General features: G+C 57.8%; 21 protein-coding genes. 16 read left to right on the top strand and 5 right to left on the bottom strand.

Going from position 1 to position 18,887, the window contains the following annotated elements; translation table 11 throughout:
- The first annotated feature begins 46 nt into the window (after positions 1-46).
- The 3 genes from ACL9RI_RS02100 to ACL9RI_RS02110 all read left to right on the top strand — a co-directional run bounded on the left by ACL9RI_RS02100 (position 47) and on the right by ACL9RI_RS02110 (position 3,977).
- Entirely contained in the window at positions 47-1,414 is a 1,368-nt protein-coding gene (locus ACL9RI_RS02100; protein ID WP_422724939.1) for a mechanosensitive ion channel family protein, read from the top strand.
- 255 nt (positions 1,415-1,669) lie between these two features.
- Positions 1,670-2,878, top strand: coding sequence for a DesA family fatty acid desaturase (locus ACL9RI_RS02105; protein WP_422724940.1), 1,209 nt, complete (start codon positions 1,670-1,672; stop codon positions 2,876-2,878).
- Positions 2,879-3,008: 130 nt separating this feature from the next.
- Complete coding sequence (locus ACL9RI_RS02110) at positions 3,009-3,977, top strand: IS1595 family transposase (RefSeq protein ID WP_422724941.1); 969 nt, start codon at positions 3,009-3,011, stop codon at positions 3,975-3,977.
- 99 nt (positions 3,978-4,076) lie between these two features.
- On the opposite strand, the gene rpmG is transcribed toward ACL9RI_RS02110, so the two are convergent.
- From rpmG to radC, 3 genes are all read right to left on the bottom strand, one after another.
- Complete coding sequence (gene rpmG / locus ACL9RI_RS02115) at positions 4,077-4,244, bottom strand: 50S ribosomal protein L33 (protein ID WP_183675580.1); 168 nt, start codon at positions 4,242-4,244, stop codon at positions 4,077-4,079.
- Positions 4,245-4,266: 22 nt separating this feature from the next.
- On the bottom strand, positions 4,267-4,503 hold the full coding sequence (rpmB, locus tag ACL9RI_RS02120; protein ID WP_008451488.1) for a 50S ribosomal protein L28: 237 nt from the start codon (positions 4,501-4,503) through the stop codon (positions 4,267-4,269).
- A 247-nt stretch (positions 4,504-4,750) separates the two neighbouring features.
- Complete coding sequence (gene radC, locus ACL9RI_RS02125; protein ID WP_422724942.1) at positions 4,751-5,425, bottom strand: RadC family protein; 675 nt, start codon at positions 5,423-5,425, stop codon at positions 4,751-4,753.
- A 109-nt stretch (positions 5,426-5,534) separates the two neighbouring features.
- Here radC and ACL9RI_RS02130 point away from each other — a divergent pair, with 109 nt between their 5' ends.
- From ACL9RI_RS02130 to ACL9RI_RS02155, 6 genes are all read left to right on the top strand, one after another.
- Entirely contained in the window at positions 5,535-5,990 is a 456-nt protein-coding gene (locus tag ACL9RI_RS02130) for an FKBP-type peptidyl-prolyl cis-trans isomerase (RefSeq protein ID WP_422724943.1), read from the top strand.
- A gap of 11 nt (positions 5,991-6,001) precedes the next feature.
- Positions 6,002-6,949 carry a 4-hydroxy-3-methylbut-2-enyl diphosphate reductase gene (gene ispH, locus ACL9RI_RS02135; protein ID WP_183675583.1) on the top strand — a complete coding sequence of 316 codons (948 nt, stop codon included), beginning with the start codon at positions 6,002-6,004 and terminating at the stop codon, positions 6,947-6,949.
- Positions 6,950-7,235: 286 nt separating this feature from the next.
- Positions 7,236-8,165 carry a branched-chain amino acid ABC transporter permease gene (locus tag ACL9RI_RS02140; protein ID WP_422724944.1) on the top strand — a complete coding sequence of 310 codons (930 nt, stop codon included), beginning with the start codon at positions 7,236-7,238 and terminating at the stop codon, positions 8,163-8,165.
- A gap of 20 nt (positions 8,166-8,185) precedes the next feature.
- Entirely contained in the window at positions 8,186-9,403 is a 1,218-nt protein-coding gene (locus ACL9RI_RS02145; protein ID WP_422724945.1) for an ABC transporter permease subunit, read from the top strand.
- Between the two features lie 17 nt (positions 9,404-9,420).
- A complete protein-coding gene (locus ACL9RI_RS02150) occupies positions 9,421-10,194 on the top strand; it encodes an ABC transporter ATP-binding protein (RefSeq protein WP_422724946.1) in 774 nt (257 codons plus the stop codon).
- Positions 10,191-10,913: an ABC transporter ATP-binding protein gene (locus tag ACL9RI_RS02155; RefSeq protein ID WP_422724947.1), complete on the top strand. Its 723-nt coding sequence runs from the start codon at positions 10,191-10,193 to the stop codon at positions 10,911-10,913. Before ACL9RI_RS02150 ends, ACL9RI_RS02155 begins: the two co-directional genes overlap by 4 nt.
- Positions 10,914-11,062: 149 nt before the next feature.
- On the opposite strand, the gene ACL9RI_RS02160 is transcribed toward ACL9RI_RS02155, so the two are convergent.
- Complete coding sequence (locus tag ACL9RI_RS02160) at positions 11,063-11,629, bottom strand: phasin family protein (RefSeq protein WP_183675588.1); 567 nt, start codon at positions 11,627-11,629, stop codon at positions 11,063-11,065.
- A 355-nt stretch (positions 11,630-11,984) separates the two neighbouring features.
- Between ACL9RI_RS02160 and ACL9RI_RS02165 the strand changes: the two genes are divergently transcribed.
- The 3 genes from ACL9RI_RS02165 (at position 11,985) to pbpG (ending at position 14,907) form a co-directional block, all read left to right on the top strand.
- Positions 11,985-12,902, top strand: a complete 918-nt coding sequence (locus ACL9RI_RS02165; RefSeq protein ID WP_422724948.1) for a DMT family transporter — start codon at positions 11,985-11,987, stop codon at positions 12,900-12,902.
- 26 nt (positions 12,903-12,928) lie between these two features.
- Complete coding sequence (locus tag ACL9RI_RS02170) at positions 12,929-13,642, top strand: nitroreductase (protein ID WP_422724949.1); 714 nt, start codon at positions 12,929-12,931, stop codon at positions 13,640-13,642.
- A 185-nt stretch (positions 13,643-13,827) separates the two neighbouring features.
- Positions 13,828-14,907: a D-alanyl-D-alanine endopeptidase gene (gene pbpG, locus ACL9RI_RS02175; RefSeq protein WP_422724950.1), complete on the top strand. Its 1,080-nt coding sequence runs from the start codon at positions 13,828-13,830 to the stop codon at positions 14,905-14,907.
- 34 nt (positions 14,908-14,941) lie between these two features.
- Here the strand turns inward: pbpG and ACL9RI_RS02180 are convergent, their stop codons facing one another.
- Positions 14,942-15,721, bottom strand: a complete 780-nt coding sequence (locus ACL9RI_RS02180; protein WP_422724951.1) for an IclR family transcriptional regulator — start codon at positions 15,719-15,721, stop codon at positions 14,942-14,944.
- Positions 15,722-15,874: 153 nt separating this feature from the next.
- Here ACL9RI_RS02180 and ACL9RI_RS02185 point away from each other — a divergent pair, with 153 nt between their 5' ends.
- From ACL9RI_RS02185 to ACL9RI_RS02200, 4 genes are all read left to right on the top strand, one after another.
- Positions 15,875-16,258, top strand: a complete 384-nt coding sequence (locus tag ACL9RI_RS02185) for a diacylglycerol kinase (RefSeq protein WP_422724952.1) — start codon at positions 15,875-15,877, stop codon at positions 16,256-16,258.
- 146 nt (positions 16,259-16,404) lie between these two features.
- A complete protein-coding gene (locus ACL9RI_RS02190; protein ID WP_422724953.1) occupies positions 16,405-17,409 on the top strand; it encodes a sulfate ABC transporter substrate-binding protein in 1,005 nt (334 codons plus the stop codon).
- Positions 17,410-17,473: 64 nt separating this feature from the next.
- Complete coding sequence (locus ACL9RI_RS02195) at positions 17,474-18,040, top strand: RBBP9/YdeN family alpha/beta hydrolase (RefSeq protein WP_422724954.1); 567 nt, start codon at positions 17,474-17,476, stop codon at positions 18,038-18,040.
- A 44-nt stretch (positions 18,041-18,084) separates the two neighbouring features.
- Positions 18,085-18,723 carry a peroxiredoxin gene (locus ACL9RI_RS02200; RefSeq protein WP_422724955.1) on the top strand — a complete coding sequence of 213 codons (639 nt, stop codon included), beginning with the start codon at positions 18,085-18,087 and terminating at the stop codon, positions 18,721-18,723.
- Positions 18,724-18,887: the final 164 nt, after the last annotated feature.

The following is an 18,887-nucleotide window of genomic DNA, read 5'->3' on the forward strand; positions in this document are numbered from 1 at the left end:
AGGGGCCAGCGGCCCATGCCGTTCCACTACCCTGAGTGCCCCAGCCATGAACGATACGCCACTGCTGAACCTGATCACTGATTTTGTTGACGATTTTCGCCAGCCGGCCATTCTGTGGCAGGTGCTGGCCATCGCCTCCTGCCTGGCCCTGAGCTGGGTGCTGGTGCGCCAGTTGCGCGTGTTCCTGAACCAGCGCGCCGAAAGTGCGGCGAGTACCTCCGCGCCCGTCAGCGCCGAAGCCCTGCGGCGCACGCACAGTTTTATCCGTATCCTGACGCCCGTGCTGGCGGCGTTGTTGCTGGGCGTGACGCAGCACGTCCTGTCCCGCTTCCAGACCGTCCACCTGCTCAGCATTGCCATTCCCCTGTGCACCTCGATGGCGCTGGTGCGCTTCGGGTTTTATGTGCTGCGGCGCATTTTTGCCCGCCACGGCGAAATCAGCCCGACCATGTTGTTGCTGGAAAAAGTATTCACCATCGTTGTATGGCTGGGCATGGCCCTGTATATCACGGGCCTGTGGCCAGACCTGCACGCTTTCCTGGAAGGTATCGTGGTGCCGCTGGGCCGCAACAAGGTGTCGGTGGCCGCCATTTTGCAGGCAGCCATTTCTGTCGCCGTGTTGATGGTGCTGGCCATGTGGGCGGCGACCGCGCTCGATGATCGCTTGATGAAAATGCAAGGCTTGCATTCCTCCTTGCGCGTGGTCATGTCGCGCATGGGGCGCGCCGTGCTGATCCTCGTGTCCGTGCTGGTCAGCCTGTCGCTGGTGGGCATCGACCTGACCGTGCTGTCGGTGTTTGGCGGCGCCTTCGGCGTGGCGCTGGGTTTTGGCCTGCAAAAGATTGCCGCCAATTTTGTTTCCGGCTTCATCATTTTGCTCGACCGCAGCCTGACTATCGGCGACGTCATCACCGTTGGCCAGTTCAATGGCAAGGTTACGCAGATTAATACGCGCTATACCGTGCTGTTGGGCGGAGATGGCGTCGAATCGATCGTGCCCAATGAAATGCTGATTTCCGGCGGGGTACAGAATATGTCCTTGTCGAACAGTATGGTGTGGCTGGCCACCACCGTATCGGTGGGCTACGACACCGATATCGATACCATCTTCCCCCTGTTGGAAGCGGCGGCGGCCAGCGTGCCGCGCGTATCGCAAACCAAACCGCCCTCGGCGACCCTGGTGCGTTTCGGCGCCGATGGACTCGACCTGCAGATCGGTTTCTGGATCGCCGACCCTGAAAATGGCACGGGCGGGGTGAAGTCGAACGTCAATCGCGCCATTTGGCGTACCTTGCAGGAACATAAGGTCTCCGTGCCGTTCCCGCAGCGCGAATTGCGCATTATCGGCATGCCGGCCGTCGCGCTGGCGGAAGCTGCCGCGCCTGCTGCAGGACCTGATGATCAGCAGGCTTAAGAACGCCTGACAAAACCGTAGCGAGCGGCAGTGAGGCTCGGCGCCCCCGTTGGCCTGAGAAGCGGAGCTGTGCGGATGCACAGTGAGCATCGCAGGCCGCAAATCGCGACGCGCAGTAGGTTTTGATAGGCGGTCTAAGGCGCAATTTCGCCTGATCGTCCCTATTAGCGCGTACAATTACGCCTAAAATCACACTACCGGACCTCCAGCCAGACTGGAGCGACCGTGCACACGCCCCATCCACTTGGAGTAGTAATGACATTGAGTTCCGTTTTACACGCAGTATTGCAATTCATGGCAACTGGTATTACCGATCTGTCCGCATGGCAAGTTTTTCTGTACACCATGGTGGTCACCCATATCACCATCGCCAGCGTGACGATTTACCTGCACCGCCACCAGGCGCACCGCGCACTGGAATTGCATGCCATTCCCAGCCATTTCTTCCGTTTCTGGCTGTGGTTGACGACCGGCCAGGTGACCAAGCAATGGGCAGCCATCCACCGCAAGCATCACGCCAAGTGCGATACGGAAGAGGATCCGCATAGCCCGGTCACGCGCGGTATCAAGAAAGTCTTCTGGGAAGGCGCCGAGCTGTACCGTGCCGAGTCCAAAAACATGGAAACCATGGCCAAATACGGCCATGGCACGCCAACCGACTGGCTTGAGCGCAATCTGTACACCAAGTATAGCTGGCTGGGCGTGGTGATCCTGTTCGTGGTCAACTTCATCCTGTTTGGCGTGATCGGTATTTCCGTGTGGGCCGTGCAAATGATGTGGATTCCCGTGACGGCGGCCGGCATCATCAATGGCATCGGTCACTATTGGGGGTATCGCAACTATGATTGCGCCGATGCGGCCACCAACATCATCCCCTTCGGCATCCTGATCGGTGGTGAAGAACTCCATAACAACCACCATACGTATGCAACGTCGGCCAAACTGTCGTCAAAATGGTATGAGTTCGATATTGGCTGGGGCTATATCCGTATCCTGGAAATGTTGGGCCTGGCCAAGGTGAAGAAGTTGGCGCCCGAGCCGAAGTTTTCTCACGGCAAGAGCGAAGCGGATTTCGAGACCTTGCAATCCGTGATTGCCAACCGCTATGACGTGATGGCCAAATATGCGAAATCGATCAAGCATGCCTGGAAAGAAGAACTGGACCACTTGAAAGACAAGGCGCAGCTGGAAAAACGTTTCCTGAAGTCATCGCGCAAGCTGATGCAGCGCGAACCGGCCAAGCTGGCCGATGCGCACCATGAGCAATTGTCGGAATTGTTCCAGCACAGCAAGGCGCTGGAAACCATGCACCATATGCGCGTGGAACTGGGCGCCATCTGGGAGCGCTCGCACTTTACGCGTGAACAATTGCTGCACAAGCTGCAAGACTGGTGCATGCGCGCCGAAGCGTCCGGCATCAAGTCGCTGCAAGATTTCTCGCTGCGCCTGCGTAGTTATGCCTGATAACAAACTAAGGTGACATGAATGGCTCCGCTTGCGGGGCCATTTTTTTGGCTCTGTCCTCATTAAATAGGGGAACCTGCCTGCAAAGCTGAGGTCTGACTGATCAGACCAGCCAAACAGGGAGATGGCCATGCAACAGGTTCAATGGCAGGCGTTCATCATGCAGTTCGCCATGCTGTCCCGGCGCCAGCGCCTGGACAGCGTAGTAATGTTGAGCGGTACGCCGCCCGAACAAGCGGCTGTCGCGCTGATCGAACGCACGGCCCAGGCACGCCTATGTTGTCCGGCTTGCCACTCTCGGCATGTGCACCGGCACGGCCGCGCCAACGATCTGCAGCGTTATCGCTGCGTTCCTTGCGGCAAAACATTCAATGCGCTGACGGGCACGCCCCTGGCGCATCTCCGGCATAAAGTCCTATGGCTGGACTACGCGAATTGCTTGCTGAACTCGGACTCGGTACGCAAGGCTGCCCAGCAACTGGGCATCCATCGCAATACCAGTTTTCGCTGGCGCCACTGTTTTTTAGCATTGGCAAAAACCGACCGTCCGCGCTGCCTGCATGGCATCACCGAGGCTGATGAGCTGTATCTGCTGGAATCGGAGAAAGGGGCGCGGCATTTGTTGCGTCCGGCACGCCGGCGTGGTGGTCATGCCCGGCAGCGCGGCATTTCCAGCGAACAGGTGTGCATCCTGGTAGCGCGCGACCGCACCGGGCAAACCATCGACTTCGTCACCGGCAAGGGCCAACTGACGAAGAAGCAACTCCTGCATTGCTTGCCGCCCGTGATCGACCGCGACATCCTGCTGGTAACCGATAGCCATGCGGCGTATGCCGCATTTGCCCGGGAAACGGGCATCAGCCATCAAGCCGTCAACTTGCGTGCCGGCATCCGCGTGCGCGGCGCGGTCCACGTGCAGAACGTCAACGCGTATCACAGCCGCTTGCGCGGATGGCTGAGCATTTTTCATGGCGTGGCGACACGTTATCTGCCCAATTATCTGGGCTGGCGCTGGATACTCGACGCCAGGCGCATCCTGTCCGCTGAAACATTATTGAAGGCAACCTTGGGAGAGTTTCCACATCTGACGGTGACATAGCTTTTTTTTGCCTGCCAGCTTTTAGTGCTGGATTAAAAGGCCGGGGCGAAAAAAAACCGCTCATCAGAGCGGCTCTTTCATCAGAGAACACAATATCAATTACTTGATCTTGGTTTCTTTGTACGTTACGTGCTTGCGTGCTTTAGGATCGAATTTCATGATCTCGATTTTCGCAGGCGTCGTACGCTTGTTTTTGGTGGTGGTGTAGAAGTGACCCGTACCGGCGGTCGATTCTAACTTGATTTTGTCGCGGCCTGATTTTGCCATGATAGCTCCCTTATTCTGCTAATTAGACTTTTTCGCCACGAGCGCGCATATCGGCCAATACGGCGTCGATGCCGACTTTGTCGATGACGCGCAGACCGGCGTTGGACAAACGCAGGGAGACCCAGCGGTTTTCAGATTCAACAAAAATGCGACGATTTTGCAAGTTAGGCAAAAAACGACGTTTGGTTTTGTTGTTTGCATGGGAAACATTGTTGCCGACCATCGGCTTCTTCCCAGTGACTTGGCAAACACGTGCCATGGCGCACTCCTTAAAGACATTCCACAATTGGAAAAACGAGAGTATATCCAAAAAAAGCAGCTTTATCAATGACTTGCGAAAAACAATTGTGTCTTGTTGTTTTGAATTAATTTAACAATCTTTAAATCCAGAGGTTTTGGAGGGGGAAAGCTTGTAAACTTCCTGGTTTACTGCTATGGCGACGCCTCAGCTTGTGCACCTATGTCCTTGTTTACACATGGTTAACTGACGCACAGCCGCAACATGCCTAGAGTTGTCCATGCTCGGAGAAGGAGTGCACCTTTTGTCCAGCGACAATGAAATGGTCGAGGATGCGCACCTCCACCAGTGACAGCGCCTGGGTCAGCATGCGCGTCAGCAGCAAGTCCGACTCGCTCGGTTCGGACACGCCGGACGGGTGGTTGTGCGCCAGCATGATGCTGGCAGCGTTATGCAGCAGGGCTTGCTTGACGACTTCGCGTGGGTAGACGCTGGTATGGGTGAGGGTGCCTCGAAACATTTCCTGCGTCGTGATCAAGCGGTTCTTGACGTCCAGAAACAACACGACAAACGATTCATGCTGCAGGCCGCTCAAGAGCAGGCGCAGATAATCCTTGACGGCGCCCGGCGTATTCAAGGCCTGGCCCGCTTGCAAATCTTCCACGATGGCGCGCCGCGCCAGTTCCAGCACCGCTTGCAACTGGGCAAACTTGGCGCTGCCCATGCCATGCACGGCAGAAAAACTCACCAAGCTGGCGCCAAACAGGCCCCGCAGCGAGCCGAAATGTTCGACTGTATCGCGCGCCAGTTCCACCGCGCTCTTGCCGCGCACGCCGGTGCGCAGGAAGACGGCCAGCAATTCCGCGTCCGACAGCGCTTGCGCCCCATCCTGTATCAGGCGCTCGCGCGGCCGCTCGCCGGCTGGCCAATCCTTGATAGCCATGTTGTTCTCCTGTTTTGCACGTGCGCGGACTTGTTTGACGATGCCATGGGGCAGGCGCGGCCAGTGTGGCTTACAATATCGTTTTGCACCAGTTACCTGAAAACACACTATGTCCAACGCGCAACCAGCAGTCGTCACCGAAGCGGCTTACCTCACCCTGCATTATCGTCTTGCCACGGTGGACGGTACTGATATTGTCACGACCTTTAACGGAAATCCTGCCACCTTGATGCTGGGGCAGGGCCAGTTGGCGCCGTTCCTGGAGCAGCGTTTGCTGGGCTTGCCTGAAGGCACGCACAAGACCTTTGAACTGGCTGCCGGCGAAGGCTTCGGCGACCGCAATCCCGAACTGGTGCAATCGGTCTCGCGCGCCACCCTCGATGAAAACTCGGTGCCGGGCGCCGATTACAAGATCGGCGACCTGGTGGACTTCGCCGCACCGGGCGGCGGCCGTTTTGCCGGCGTATTGCGCGAGATGCGCGACGATTCGGCCCTGTTCGACTTCAATCACCCGCTGGCTGGCCAGCCGCTGCGTTTCGAAGTGAAACTGATTTCCGTGCTGTAAGGAGCAGAACGATGGATAAAGAACTGTTATTGGCCCAGCCGCGTGGCTTTTGTGCCGGTGTCGACCGGGCGATTGAAATCGTCGAGCGGGCCCTGACCCAATTTGGCGCGCCCATCTATGTGCGCCACGAAATCGTGCACAACGCCTATGTGGTGGCCGATCTGCGCAGCAAGGGCGCGATCTTTATCGATGAACTCGATGATGTGCCTGCGGGCAATACCCTCGTATTTTCCGCGCATGGCGTGTCGAAAGCCGTGCGGGCTGAAGCGGAATCGCGCGGCCTGAGCATTTTTGATGCGACTTGCCCGCTGGTCACCAAGGTGCATATGGAAGTGGCGAAGATGCGCCGCGAAGGCCGCGAGATCATCATGATCGGCCACGACGGCCATCCTGAAGTGGAAGGCACGATGGGCCAGGCGGACATGGGCATGCATCTGGTGGAAACGCTGGACGATGTGGCAAAGCTGCAAGTGGGCAATCCCGACAGCCTGGCCTATGTTTCGCAGACAACGTTGTCAGTTGACGACACCCGCGACATTATTGCTGCCCTCAAAGAGAAATATCCGAATATCACCGAGCCGAAAAAGGGCGATATTTGCTACGCCACCACCAACCGCCAGGAAGCCGTGAAATTCATGGCGCCGCAGGTGGAACTGGTGGTCGTGGTCGGCAGTCCAAACAGTTCGAACTCGAATCGGCTGCGCGAAGTGGCGGAAAAAATGGGCACGCCAGCCTATATGGTGGATAACGCTTCGCAGATCGATCCGGCCTGGCTGGAAGGCAAAATACGGGTGGGCGTGACGGCTGGCGCCTCGGCGCCCGAGGTGCTGGTGCAAGCCGTGATCGACCGCTTGAAGGAATGTGGCGTGAAGAGCGTGCGTCCACTGGACGGTGTGCAGGAGGCGGTGACCTTCCCCATGCCCAAGGGACTGGATGGTATCAAACGCGAAGTCGCCTGATTTGTCGAGCATAAAAATTCGCTTGAAAACCAAATTTAATTTGAAAATAGCCAAATTATTCCAAGTTTAGTTTTTCAAAAAGACCGTTATGATTGCCAACGCTTGAGTTCATTGCTGTTCTGACTAACGCTGCAAACGCCCATTTCTGGTGCATTGCACCGTCCTGGTGAGAATGATTGAAATCGGCACTGAAGGAAGCTTTCCTCCAGTGCCGTTTTTGTATCTGCGATGCGCTTTGCTTAGATGTTGTTCCCGAAAAATGTATATTTGATAGGGCAATCAGACCATGGATATCTTTATCCAGCAAATCATCAACGGCTTGGTGCTGGGCAGCATGTATGCCCTGATCGCCCTCGGTTACACGATGGTGTATGGCGTGTTGAACTTGATTAATTTCGCCCACGGCGATGTCTTGATGATCGGCGCCATGGTGGGCTTGAGCATCCTGAAGCTGCTGGGCATCTATGTGCCCGACTGGCCCGGCTACCTGAAGCTGGCCACCGCCATCCTCGGCGCGATTCCCGTCTGTATCCTCGTCAATATCCTGATCGAGCGGGTCGCCTACCGCCGCCTGCGCAATGCGCCGCGCCTGGCGCCCTTGATTACCGCCATCGGCGTCTCGATCCTGCTGCAAACCTTTGCCATGATGATCTGGACCCGCAATCCGCTGCCCTTCCCGCAACTGCTGTCGACCGACCCGCTGCATATCGGCGGCGCGGTCATTTCGCAGACACAAGTCTTGCTGCTGGCCCTGGCCGCCATTTCCATGGGCGCGCTGGTCTTGCTGGTAGAGAAAACCAAGATGGGCCGCGCCATGCGGGCCACGGCGGAAAATCCCCGCGTGGCCGGCTTGATGGGCGTCGATTCCAATAAAGTCATCGTCGCCACGTTTGCCATCGGCGCCGCGCTGGCCGCCGTAGCCGGCGTGATGTGGGGCGCCAACTATGCTTCAGTTAAATTTTCCATGGGGGCGTTGCCCGGCTTGAAAGCGTTTTGCGCGGCGGTGCTGGGCGGCATCGGCAATATCTATGGCGCCATGCTGGGCGGTATCTTGCTGGGACTGATCGAAAGCCTGGGCGCCGGCTATATCGCGTATGCCACCGGTGGATTCCTTGGTAGCAATTACCAGGATATCTTCGCCTTCATCGTATTGATCATCGTGTTGACCCTGCGTCCGTCCGGCATCATGGGCGAACGCGTGGCCGACCGCGCCTGACGCCATCCGAGGAGAGCACCATGGCATTACTCGATTTCAACGTCAAAAAGAATCCGGCCAAGGCGTATCTGGACATGCTGGGCCTGGCCGCCTTGCTGATGGTATTCCCCTTCTTTGCCGCCCAGTTCGGCAATTCCTGGGTGCGTATCGTCGACATGGCATTGCTGTACATCATGCTGGCCCTGGGCCTGAACATCGTGGTGGGCTTTGCCGGCTTGCTCGACCTTGGCTACATCGCCTTTTACGCGGTGGGCGCCTACCTGACGGGCTTGCTTGCCTCGCCCCAGTTTGCCATCCTGCTCGAATCGGTGGTCAACGAGTACCCGGTATTGGGCGATTTCCTGGTGCATGTGCTGGGGCCGGAAATCCGCGAAAACGGCATCCACCTGTCGGTCTGGGCCATCGTGCCGCTGGCCGCCGCGCTGGCCGGCCTGTTCGGCGCTTTGCTGGGCGCGCCCACCCTGAAGCTGCGCGGCGATTACCTGGCCATCGTGACCCTGGGCTTTGGCGAGATCATCCGTATCTTCATGGGCAATCTGAATGAGCCCATCAACTTCACGAATGGGGCGCAGGGCATCAATATGATCGACCCGATCCGCATCTTCGGCGTCAACCTGGCGGGCGAGGCGGGCAGCAACAGCACCGTGATGCTCGGTGGTTTTTCCATGCCGTCCGTGAATGCCTATTACTTTCTGTTCCTGTTGCTGTGCATCGCCATCGTGTTCGTCACCAGCCGCTTGCAGCATTCGCGCCTGGGCCGTGCCTGGGTGGCCATCCGCGAAGATGAAATCGCCGCCAAGGCGATGGGCATCAATACGCGCAACGTAAAATTGCTGGCGTTTTCCATGGGCGCCTCGTTTGGCGGCGTGGCGGGCGCCATGTTTGCCTCGTTCCAGGGGTTTGTCGCACCGGAATCGTTCAGTCTGACGGAATCGATTGCCGTGCTGGCGATGGTGGTGCTGGGCGGCATCGGCCATATCCCGGGCGTGATCCTGGGCGGCGTGATCCTGGCCTCGATACCGGAAGTGCTGCGCCACGTGGTCGAGCCGGCCCAGCAAGCGCTGTTCGGCCAGGTCATCATCGATGCGGAAGTGTTGCGCCAGTTGCTGTACGGCCTGGCGATGGTGGTCATCATGCTCACGCGCCCGGCCGGCTTGTGGCCGTCGCCGAAGAGCGAGGATAGGCCCGACCACGATGTCGACCAGCCCAATCAATCGACTGGCGTGGTAGCGACGTGATGGCCATGGAGCAGACTGTGAACGAACAAATCATCCTTAATATTGCCGGCGTCAACAAGCGTTTCGGCGGCCTGCAGGCGCTGACGGACGTGGGTATTACCATCCGGCAAGGGCAAATCTATGGCTTGATCGGCCCGAACGGCGCCGGCAAGACGACTTTCTTCAACGTCATCACGGGTTTGTATCAACCTGATACGGGCACGTTCGAGCTGGCCGGCAAGCCATATTCTCCCTCGGCGCCGCACAAGGTGGCCAAGGCGGGCATTGCCCGCACCTTCCAGAATATCCGCCTGTTCGGCGACATGACGGCGCTGGAAAACGTGATGGTGGGGTGCCACGTGCGTTCGCACCAGGGCGTGTTCGGCGCCATCTTCCGGCATAAGGCGGCGCGTCAGGAAGAGGCGGCCATACGCCGGCGCGCGATGGAATTGCTCGATTTCGTCGGCATCGCCCGTTTTGCCAGCCGCACGGCCCGCTTTCTGTCGTATGGCGACCAGCGGCGCCTGGAAATCGCCCGCGCGCTGGCCACCGATCCCGTCCTGCTGGCCCTGGACGAGCCGGCGGCCGGCATGAATGCCACGGAAAAACTGGCCTTGCGCGAGTTGCTGGTAAAAATCAAGGCGGAAGGCAAGACCGTGCTGCTGATCGAGCATGACGTGAAACTGATGATGGGCTTGTGCGACCGCATTACCGTGCTGGAATATGGCAAGCGCATCGCCGAAGGCTTGCCGGCCGAAATACAACAAAACCAGGCCGTGATCGAGGCTTACCTGGGGGGATCGCACGCATGAGCAACACGGTACTCAAGGTCGCCGGCCTGACGGTCGCCTATGGCGGCATCCAGGCCGTCAAGGGCGTCGACCTGGAAGTGAACCAGGGCGAACTGATCGCCCTGATCGGCGCGAACGGCGCCGGCAAGACGACCACCCTGAAAGCCATCACGGGTACTTTGCCCGCATGCAAGGTGGACGGCACGATCACGTATCTGGGACAGTCGCTCAAGGGCAGCCAGTCTTTCCAGCTGGTGGAAAGAAGACTGGCCATGGTGCCGGAAGGGCGGGGCGTGTTTACGCGCATGTCGATCCGGGAAAACCTGATGATGGGCGCCTATACGCGCACCGACAAGGTGGGCATCGAGGCCGATATCGACAAGTGGTTCGCCGTGTTTCCACGCCTGAAAGAACGGGCGGCGCAGATGGCCGGCACCCTGTCCGGCGGCGAACAGCAGATGCTGGCCATGGCGCGCGCCCTGATGTGCCACCCGACCTTGCTGCTGCTCGACGAACCGTCGATGGGCCTGTCGCCCATCATGGTCGAGAAAATCTTCGACGTGATACGCAAGGTATCCAGCGAAGGCATCACCATCTTGCTGGTCGAACAGAACGCCCGTTTGGCCCTGCAGGCGGCGCACCGTGCTTATGTGATGGATACGGGCTTGATCAGCATGACAGGCAATGCGGCCGACATGCTGGAGGATCCGCGCGTCAAGGCAGCGTATCTCGGCGAGTAAACCAGACGCAGCATAAAAAATGCCCCGGCGGGACCGGGGCATAACGGCATCCGTGGGGGAGTACGGAGGGATGCCAGGAGGAGGCTTGCGGGACCGTCAGGGACGGTCCGGTGCAACAATTAACTCAGTAAGCTAACTAAGCTAAGCAATTACTTGCTGGCGGCGCGCGGCACGACTTTTTCAGCCGCTTGCGTGAACTGGTTCACGGCCGATGCCAGGTTGGCTTCGATCGCTTCAACGGCTTGCTTGCTGGTTTTCGAGAATTGCTCGTAGCCTGCGTTGGCATTGCCGATCGCGGTCTTGAAGATGGCGACAGCGTTTTCCGAGCCGGCTGGCGCGTTTTTGCTGACTTCTTCGACCAGCGAGATAACTTTGCGGTTGGTTTCGGCGATTTGCGATTCAGCAGCCTTGCTGAATTCAGCTTGGGTGCCGGACGTGATCGCTGCCAGGTGACGGCCGTAGGCAATGGCTTTTTCAGCGTTAGGCTGGGCTTGGGCGGCGCTCAGCGAGAAAAATTCTTGTGGATCTTTGGCGGCCAGCAGTTGCTTGGCGGCCGATGTCGTTTCTTCCAGGGTAGCCTTGGCTGCCGTCAGGTTCAGTTCAACGATTTTTTCGATGCCTTCGAAGGCCTTGCCCGTCAGCGACGAGAACAGGTTGAATTGGGCTTCCAGGTTGGCTTTGGTAGCGGACGAAAACTGCTCAGGGATTGAAAACATGTAAATCTCCAAAATATTAAAATCTGGTTAATTAGATGCTGCGTAGACCGGGGACCGGTTGGAAAGCAGAGGCTTCTGAATTTCAAGCTGAACAAGAATTGTGCAACGCAACAAACCCTATTCTACGGTTTAAAAAAGTTAAGTCAAGCGAATTTTGTGCGATGCAACAATTGAATAGATTTGCATCAAAACCCTTGTTTCTAAAGAATTATATTTGATTGCATGTTATAAATTATTTACTGGAAAACTATCCTCGAAGGCTGGATTTGAGGGCCCGCTCCGCCCCGCATGCTAGACTTTGGCTCCCCCACCGGTGCACCGCGCTGGTGCAGCGCACCTTACCTGAATTGTCGCCATGTCCATTCCTCCCGCCGCCGCCGGCGACCGCAATCAATCCTCTTTACTTGCCACCCTGACACCGATGGCCTTGCCCGCCTTCTTTGTGTTGTTATGGAGCACAGGCTTTATCGTGGCCAAGTTCGGCTTGCCGTACGCGCCGCCATTGACGTTCTTGTTGTTGCGCTTCCTGGGCGTGCTGGTGATTTTGCTGCCGCTGGTGCTGCTCTTGCGCGCGCCATGGCCGGTTGGAAGATTCCGGCAGATCGCCGTGGCCGGCGTATTGATGCAGGCGGGCTATCTGGCTGGCGTGTGGTGCGCCATCAAGCTGGGCATGCCGGCCGGCTTGAGCGCCTTGATCGTGGGCATGCAACCGGTATTGACGGCGTGCGCCGCCCCCTTGATCGGCGAATCGGTGCGTCCCCGTCAATGGCTGGGCCTGGCTTTTGGCTTGCTCGGTGTCGCCCTGGTGGTGTATGCCAAGATCAATCTGGTCGGCTTGACACCGGGAAGCGTGCTGCTGTGCGTCTTTGCCTTGCTGTCGATGACGGCCGGCACCCTGTATCAGAAGCGCCATTGTCCGCAGTTTGATTTGCGCACCGGCACCGTGGTGCAATTTACCGCCTCGATCGTGGTGGTATTGCCGTTCGCCTGGTATGTCGAAGGGCTGGACTGGCAGTTCAGCCAGGTGCAATGGACGGCCAACTTTATCGGCGCCTTGCTGTGGTCGATACTGGTGCTGTCGATCGGCGCCATCTTCCTGCTGTTTGCGCTGATACGCCGCAGCGACGCCACCAAGGTCACCGGCCTGCTGTACCTGACGCCGCCGACGACGGCCGTGATGGCTTGGCTGATGTTTGGCGAAGCGTTTAATATGCTGGGCATAACCGGCATGCTGGTGGCCGTGGTTGGCGTGATTTTTGTGGTCAAGAAGTAATAAACAGCACATAGCAGGAGAGTCAGTTGGAAAACAAGCAAACAGCAGAACAGCAGCGTGCTGTCGATACAGCGATATTGTCGCGCCGCTCCATCCGCGCCTTTTTACCGGATGCGGTGCCGCGCGCCGACCTGGAGCGCATCCTCGAAGTAGCGGCGCGCGCGCCATCGGGCGCCAATATGCAGCCGTGGAAAGTGTATGTGGTCTCCGGTGTCGCGCGCCGGCGCCTGTCGGAACGCATCCTGGCTGCCTACACCGCGCCGAAACTGCCGGAAGCACCGGCCCGCACGGCCTCGTATACGTATTACCCGCGCCAGTGGACGGCGCCGTTTATCGAACGCCGCCGCAAGATCGGCCTGGACCTGTATCAACTGCTGGGACTGGAGCGGGGCGACACGGAGGGCATGGCGGCCCAGCACGGGCGCAACTTCCAGTTTTTCGACGCGCCCGTCGGCTTGATCTTCACCATTGAACGGGTACTGGAGCAGGGTTCCTGGCTCGATTACGGCATGTTCTTGCAAAACATCATGCTGGCCGCCCGCGCCCGTGGCCTCGATACCTGTCCGCAAGCGGCCTTCATACATTACCACGACATCATCAGCGATGAACTGGGCATACCGGCCAGCGAAATGGTGGTGTGCGGCATGGCCCTCGGTTATGCCGATCCGGACAAGGTGGAGAACCGCCTGACCACGGAACGCGAGCCTTTGCCCGGTTTTGTTAAATTCTTCGAAGAATAAAAAAAGAAGAAAATCCAGCGGTTTGCACAGGAAAACCGCTGTTTAAGGATGAGCCTGTTTGCTCGTCACCAACGATTTTTATTCCATTAACGCAATTAATACTGTCTCAACTGTTAAATTGGCTTGCGATTACTCTACATTTCGCTACACTGCAATAATGCAACAGCTTCATGGGGAATTATTGAATGGCTAAGTTTAAACTTGCTCTGGGAGTATTGGCTTCCCTGCTGTTTGCGCTGGCGCCGGCTGCGGTCGTGTACGCCAAGGACGCGAACAGCAAATCCTCAGCTTCCAAGAAACAACCCAAGAAAGTCAAGGTCGTGCTGCGCAAGGGCGCACACGCCACGGCCGCCGCGCCGCGTGAAAAAACCGTGCGCCGCGTCATCACCGTGCATGGCAAGCGCAAGGTCGTGTATCAAAAAGTCAGCAGCGCCGCTGTCGCCATGGCCGCGCCCGTACCCACCATGGGCGACCTGGCGGGCTTGAACCTGACCCGTGATCCGCTCGATTTGAAGTCCAGCGTGGCGCTGGTGCTGGACCAGGCCAATGCGGAAGTGCTGTTTGAAAAGAATTCCAATGTGGCCCTGCCGATTGCCTCGATCACCAAGATGATGACGGGCCTGGTGGTGGTCGAAGCCCATCAGGACATGGATGAAGTGCTGACGATCACGGACGACGATGTCGACCGCGCCAAGTTCAGCAGTTCACGCCTGAAAGTGGGCTCGCAGCTGACCCGCGCCAATATGCTGCATATCGCCCTGATGAGTTCGGAAAACCGCGCTGCTTCGGCGCTGGGCCGCAATTATCCGGGCGGCTTGCCCGCCTTTGTCGACGCCATGAACGCCAAGGCGCGCCAGCTGGGCATGATGGATACGCATTACGTCGATTCCAGCGGCTTGTCGAAAATGAATGTGGCCAGCGCGCATGACCTGGCCAAGCTGGCCATGGCGGCCTTCCAGCAACCGCTGCTGCGCCAGTATTCCACCGATCCGAAAGCCATCGTCGAAGCCAGCGGCCACCCTATGCAGTTTGGCAATACGAATCACCTGGTGGCCAATCCCGGCTGGGAAATCGGCTTGCAGAAAACGGGTTTTATTAATGAAGCAGGGCGTTGCCTGCTGATGCAGGCCGTCATCGAAGGCCGCTCCGTGATCATGGTTTTCCTCGATTCCAAGGGGAAACAGTCGCGCACGGCCGATGCGGGCCGCATGCGCAAGTGGCTGGAAGCCCTGAAACCCGCCAATATCAGCATGTCAGGCGGTTAAGAAAAGGTCCAGGGCGGCCTTGCCCTGAACATTTTTAGTCGTGCGGAATAAAACCCAACGTCACTGAAATCTGGTGCGCAGTTTGCACCAGGTCTTCCAGCCACTCATCCTGCAGCCGGTCGGCCGGGGCGGAAATCGACAGGCCCGCGATCAGCTTGCCCGAGTCGTCGCGGATGCCGGCCGCCATGCAGCGCACGCCCAGTTCCAGCTCTTCATTATCGCGCGCATAGCCGTTTTCGCGCACCGAACTCAGTTCGCGCTCCAGCTTGTGCAAATCCGTGATGGAATTCTTGTTGTGTCCAGCCAGGCCCGTGCGCGTGGCGTAGGCGCGGATGGCTTTCGGTTCATCGACGGACAGGAACAGCTTGCCGGTCGAAGTCAGGTGCAAGGGACCGCGCCCGCCGATGGCGCGCACCACCTGCATGCCCGAGCGCTCGGAAAAGGCCCGGTCGATATACACGATTTCATCGCCCTGGCGCACCGACAGGTTGATCGTCTGCTGAGTCTTCTTGTGTAGCTGGCGCATGAAATCGAGCGCCGCTTCGCGCACGCTGAGGCGGCTTTTTACCACATTGCCCAATTCCAGCAGCCGCATGCCGAGCCGGTAGGTGCCCGGTTCGATGCGGTCGACAAAACGCGTCAGCACCATATCGTTGAGGATGCGGTGCGCCGTCGACGGGTGCAGGCCCGATACCTTGGACAATTCCTTCAAGCTGACCGGGTCTGAATATTTTGCCAGGGCGTCGAGCAGGGCAACCATGCGTTCGATAACCTGGATCGTCGTCTTCTGGGGTGCGACGGGTTCAATTTTCATGATGGATTTGGTGCAATGCAGTATTCATGCATATTTATACCACAATGTGAAAAAATAATGCAACCTTGCGAGATGTGTAAGCAAAAACTGCCACAGTCGATGCTCGCCATGCATAATGTCTGGCACACAGAAACAGGGAGAAAGACGAATACCATGCAACCAGTCAATGAATTCAAGAGTAAAAGTGGTGTGAAACGGATCTTTTCCGCCTTCTTTTATTCGCTGGACGGCTTGAAGTCGGCCTGGCGCCATGAACACGCGTTCCGCCAGGAACTGGGGCTGTTTGTCGTGGGTGCGGTGATCGCGCTGCTGCTGGGGATTTCCGCCTTTGAAAAACTGGTGCTGATCGGCGTGCTGCTGCTGGTGCTGATCGTGGAACTGATCAATTCCGCGCTGGAAGCGGTGGTGGACCGCATTTCGCTGGAACGCCATCCGCTGTCGAAGAATGCCAAGGACTTCGGTAGCGCAGCCGTGCTGCTGACGTGTTTGCTGGCGTTTGCTACCTGGGCTGTCGTCTTGTTCAACCGCTACTATTAAATTTATTTTCGATAAGACCCGAGTTTCCCTTTATGTGGCGGCCATATGCGAAAATCGCATATAAAATGCCGAAACACTTCGTTCTCTTTCTTAGCAATGCACCGTAATCTGGTGCTTCTGAAAGTTCAACCACACGGGGATCTTAGATGCTGTCGAAAAAAATCATCATTGCTGCTGCCATCAGCGCGTTTGCGCTCCTGCAAACCGCACAAGCTGCCGATATCACCCTGCTCAATGTTTCGTACGATCCAACGCGCGAACTGTACCAGGATGTGAACACGGCGTTTGCCAAGGAATGGAAAGCCAAGACGGGCGACAACGTCAAGATCAAACAATCGCATGGCGGTTCGGGCAAGCAGGCGCGCGCCGTGATCGACGGCCTGGAAGCGGATGTCGTCACCCTGGCGCTGGCCTACGACATCGATGCGCTGGCCGACCACAAGCTGCTGGCCCCGGACTGGCAAAAGAAATTGGCGCACAACAGCTCGCCTTACACCTCGACCATCGTGTTCCTGGTACGCAAGGGCAATCCGAAAGGCATCAAGGACTGGAACGACCTGATCAAGCCTGGCGTGTCCGTCATCACGCCGAATCCGAAAACCTCGGGCGGCGCCCGCTGGAACCATTTGGCAGCCTGGGGCTACGCCCTGCGCCAACCGGGCGGCAATGAAGCCAAGGCCAAGGAATTCCTCGGCAAACTGTATAAAAACGTGCCCGTGCTCGATTCCGGCGCGCGTGGCGCCACCACCACCTTCGTGGAGCGCGGCATTGGCGACGTGCTGATCGCCTGGGAAAACGAAGCTTACCTGGCCGTCAAGGAACTGGGCCCGACCAAGTTCGACATCATCACGCCATCCGTCAGCATCCTGGCGGAACCGCCGGTGGCCGTGGTCGACAAGTTTGCCGACAAGCACGGTACGCGCAAGGTGGCCGAAGCTTACCTGAACTACCTGTACACGGATGAAGCGCAAGACATCATCGCCAAGAATTACTACCGTCCTGCCACTGAAAAAGCGGCCAAGAAATATGCGAACCAGTTTGCCAAGGTCAACCTGTTCACCATCGAGCAAGTGGCGGGCGGCTGGACTGCCGCGCAAAAAGCGCACTTCTCGGACGGCGGCATCTTCGACCAGATTTACCAACCGAAATAAGACGGGGTCATATTGATGGCAGGCGGCAACGCTTGCCAGAACATACTGATTGAAGGAAACCACCATGGCGCTGCGCAGTTTTTCGGATTACCGGGTCTTGATCGTGCCGGGCCTGCATAACAGCGGGCCCGAGCATTGGCAAAGCCGCTGGCAGCGCCTGTATCCGCAATTCGAGCGGGTCGAGCAAGATGACTGGGAAACGCCGGACCTGGCTACCTGGTCGGCGCGGCTGGACCAGGTGCGGCGGCAAGACAGCCGTCCGACCCTGATCGTGGCGCACAGTTTCGGTTGCCTGACCACCGCCCACAGCCTGGCGCGCGATGCGCAGGGCGTGGCCGGCGTGCTGCTGGTGGGGCCGGCCGATCCCGAGAAGTTTGGCGTGGTGAAAGCCTTGCCGCACAAGCGCCTGCCTTGTCCCGGCATATTGATCGCCAGCCAGACGGACCCGTGGATGACAGCCGAACACGCGGCCTTATGGGCACGGCGCTGGAATTGCAAGTATATTGATGGCGGCGCCCTGGGCCATATCAATGCCGAATCCAAACTTGGCGACTGGGTATATGGCCAGGCGCAATTGCAAACTTTGTTTGATCTGGCACAGATAGACCGCCGTCACCGTCAGGCAGCCTGAATGCCTGGCACACCATGAATAGTTAGAACCTCAAGGAGATCACGATGACTTTACGCCTGGGCGATGTCGCCCCCGATTTTGAACAAGACAGCTCGATTGGTAAAATCAAATTTCATGAGTGGGCGGGCAATTCCTGGGTGGTGCTGTTTTCCCACCCGGCTGACTTCACCCCCGTCTGCACCACGGAACTGGGCTTGACGGCCAAGCTGAAACCGGAATTCGACAAGCGCAATGTGAAAGCCATCGCCTTGTCCGTCGATGCCGCCGAATCGCACCAGCAGTGGATCAAGGATATCGAAGAGACGCAAAACACGGTGGTGGGTTTCCCCATCATCGCCGACGTCGACAAGAAAGTCTCGGTGCTGTACGACATGATCCACCCGGAACAATCGGTGACCGCCACCGTGCGCTCCGTGTTCATCGTCGACCCGAACAAGAAAGTACGCCTGATCCTCACGTATCCACTCAGTACTGGCCGTAACTTCAATGAAATCCTGCGCGTGATCGATGCGCTGCAATTGACGGACGGCTACACTGTGGCCACGCCGGGCAACTGGAAAGATGGCGACGACGTCATCATCCCGCTGACCGTGCAAGATCCGGACGTGATCAAGCAGAAATATCCGAAAGGCTTTACGGCCGCCAAGCCGTACTTGCGTCTGACGCCGCAGCCGAATAAATAATACCGGTATCGCCCCAGCCAAAACGCACCTTCACCGGTGCGTTTTTTTTCGTCCCCGGACTGTATATGCCGTTGACTATGCATTTCGAATCTAAGCAAATGAGAAATAGTTAGTTCTTTTTATAACGATTGCATGTGAATATGGCGCCCTGTTACTCGAAAATG

It is taken from the genome of Janthinobacterium sp. Mn2066 (assembly GCF_049319705.1).
Lineage (GTDB): Bacteria > Pseudomonadota > Gammaproteobacteria > Burkholderiales > Burkholderiaceae_D > Janthinobacterium.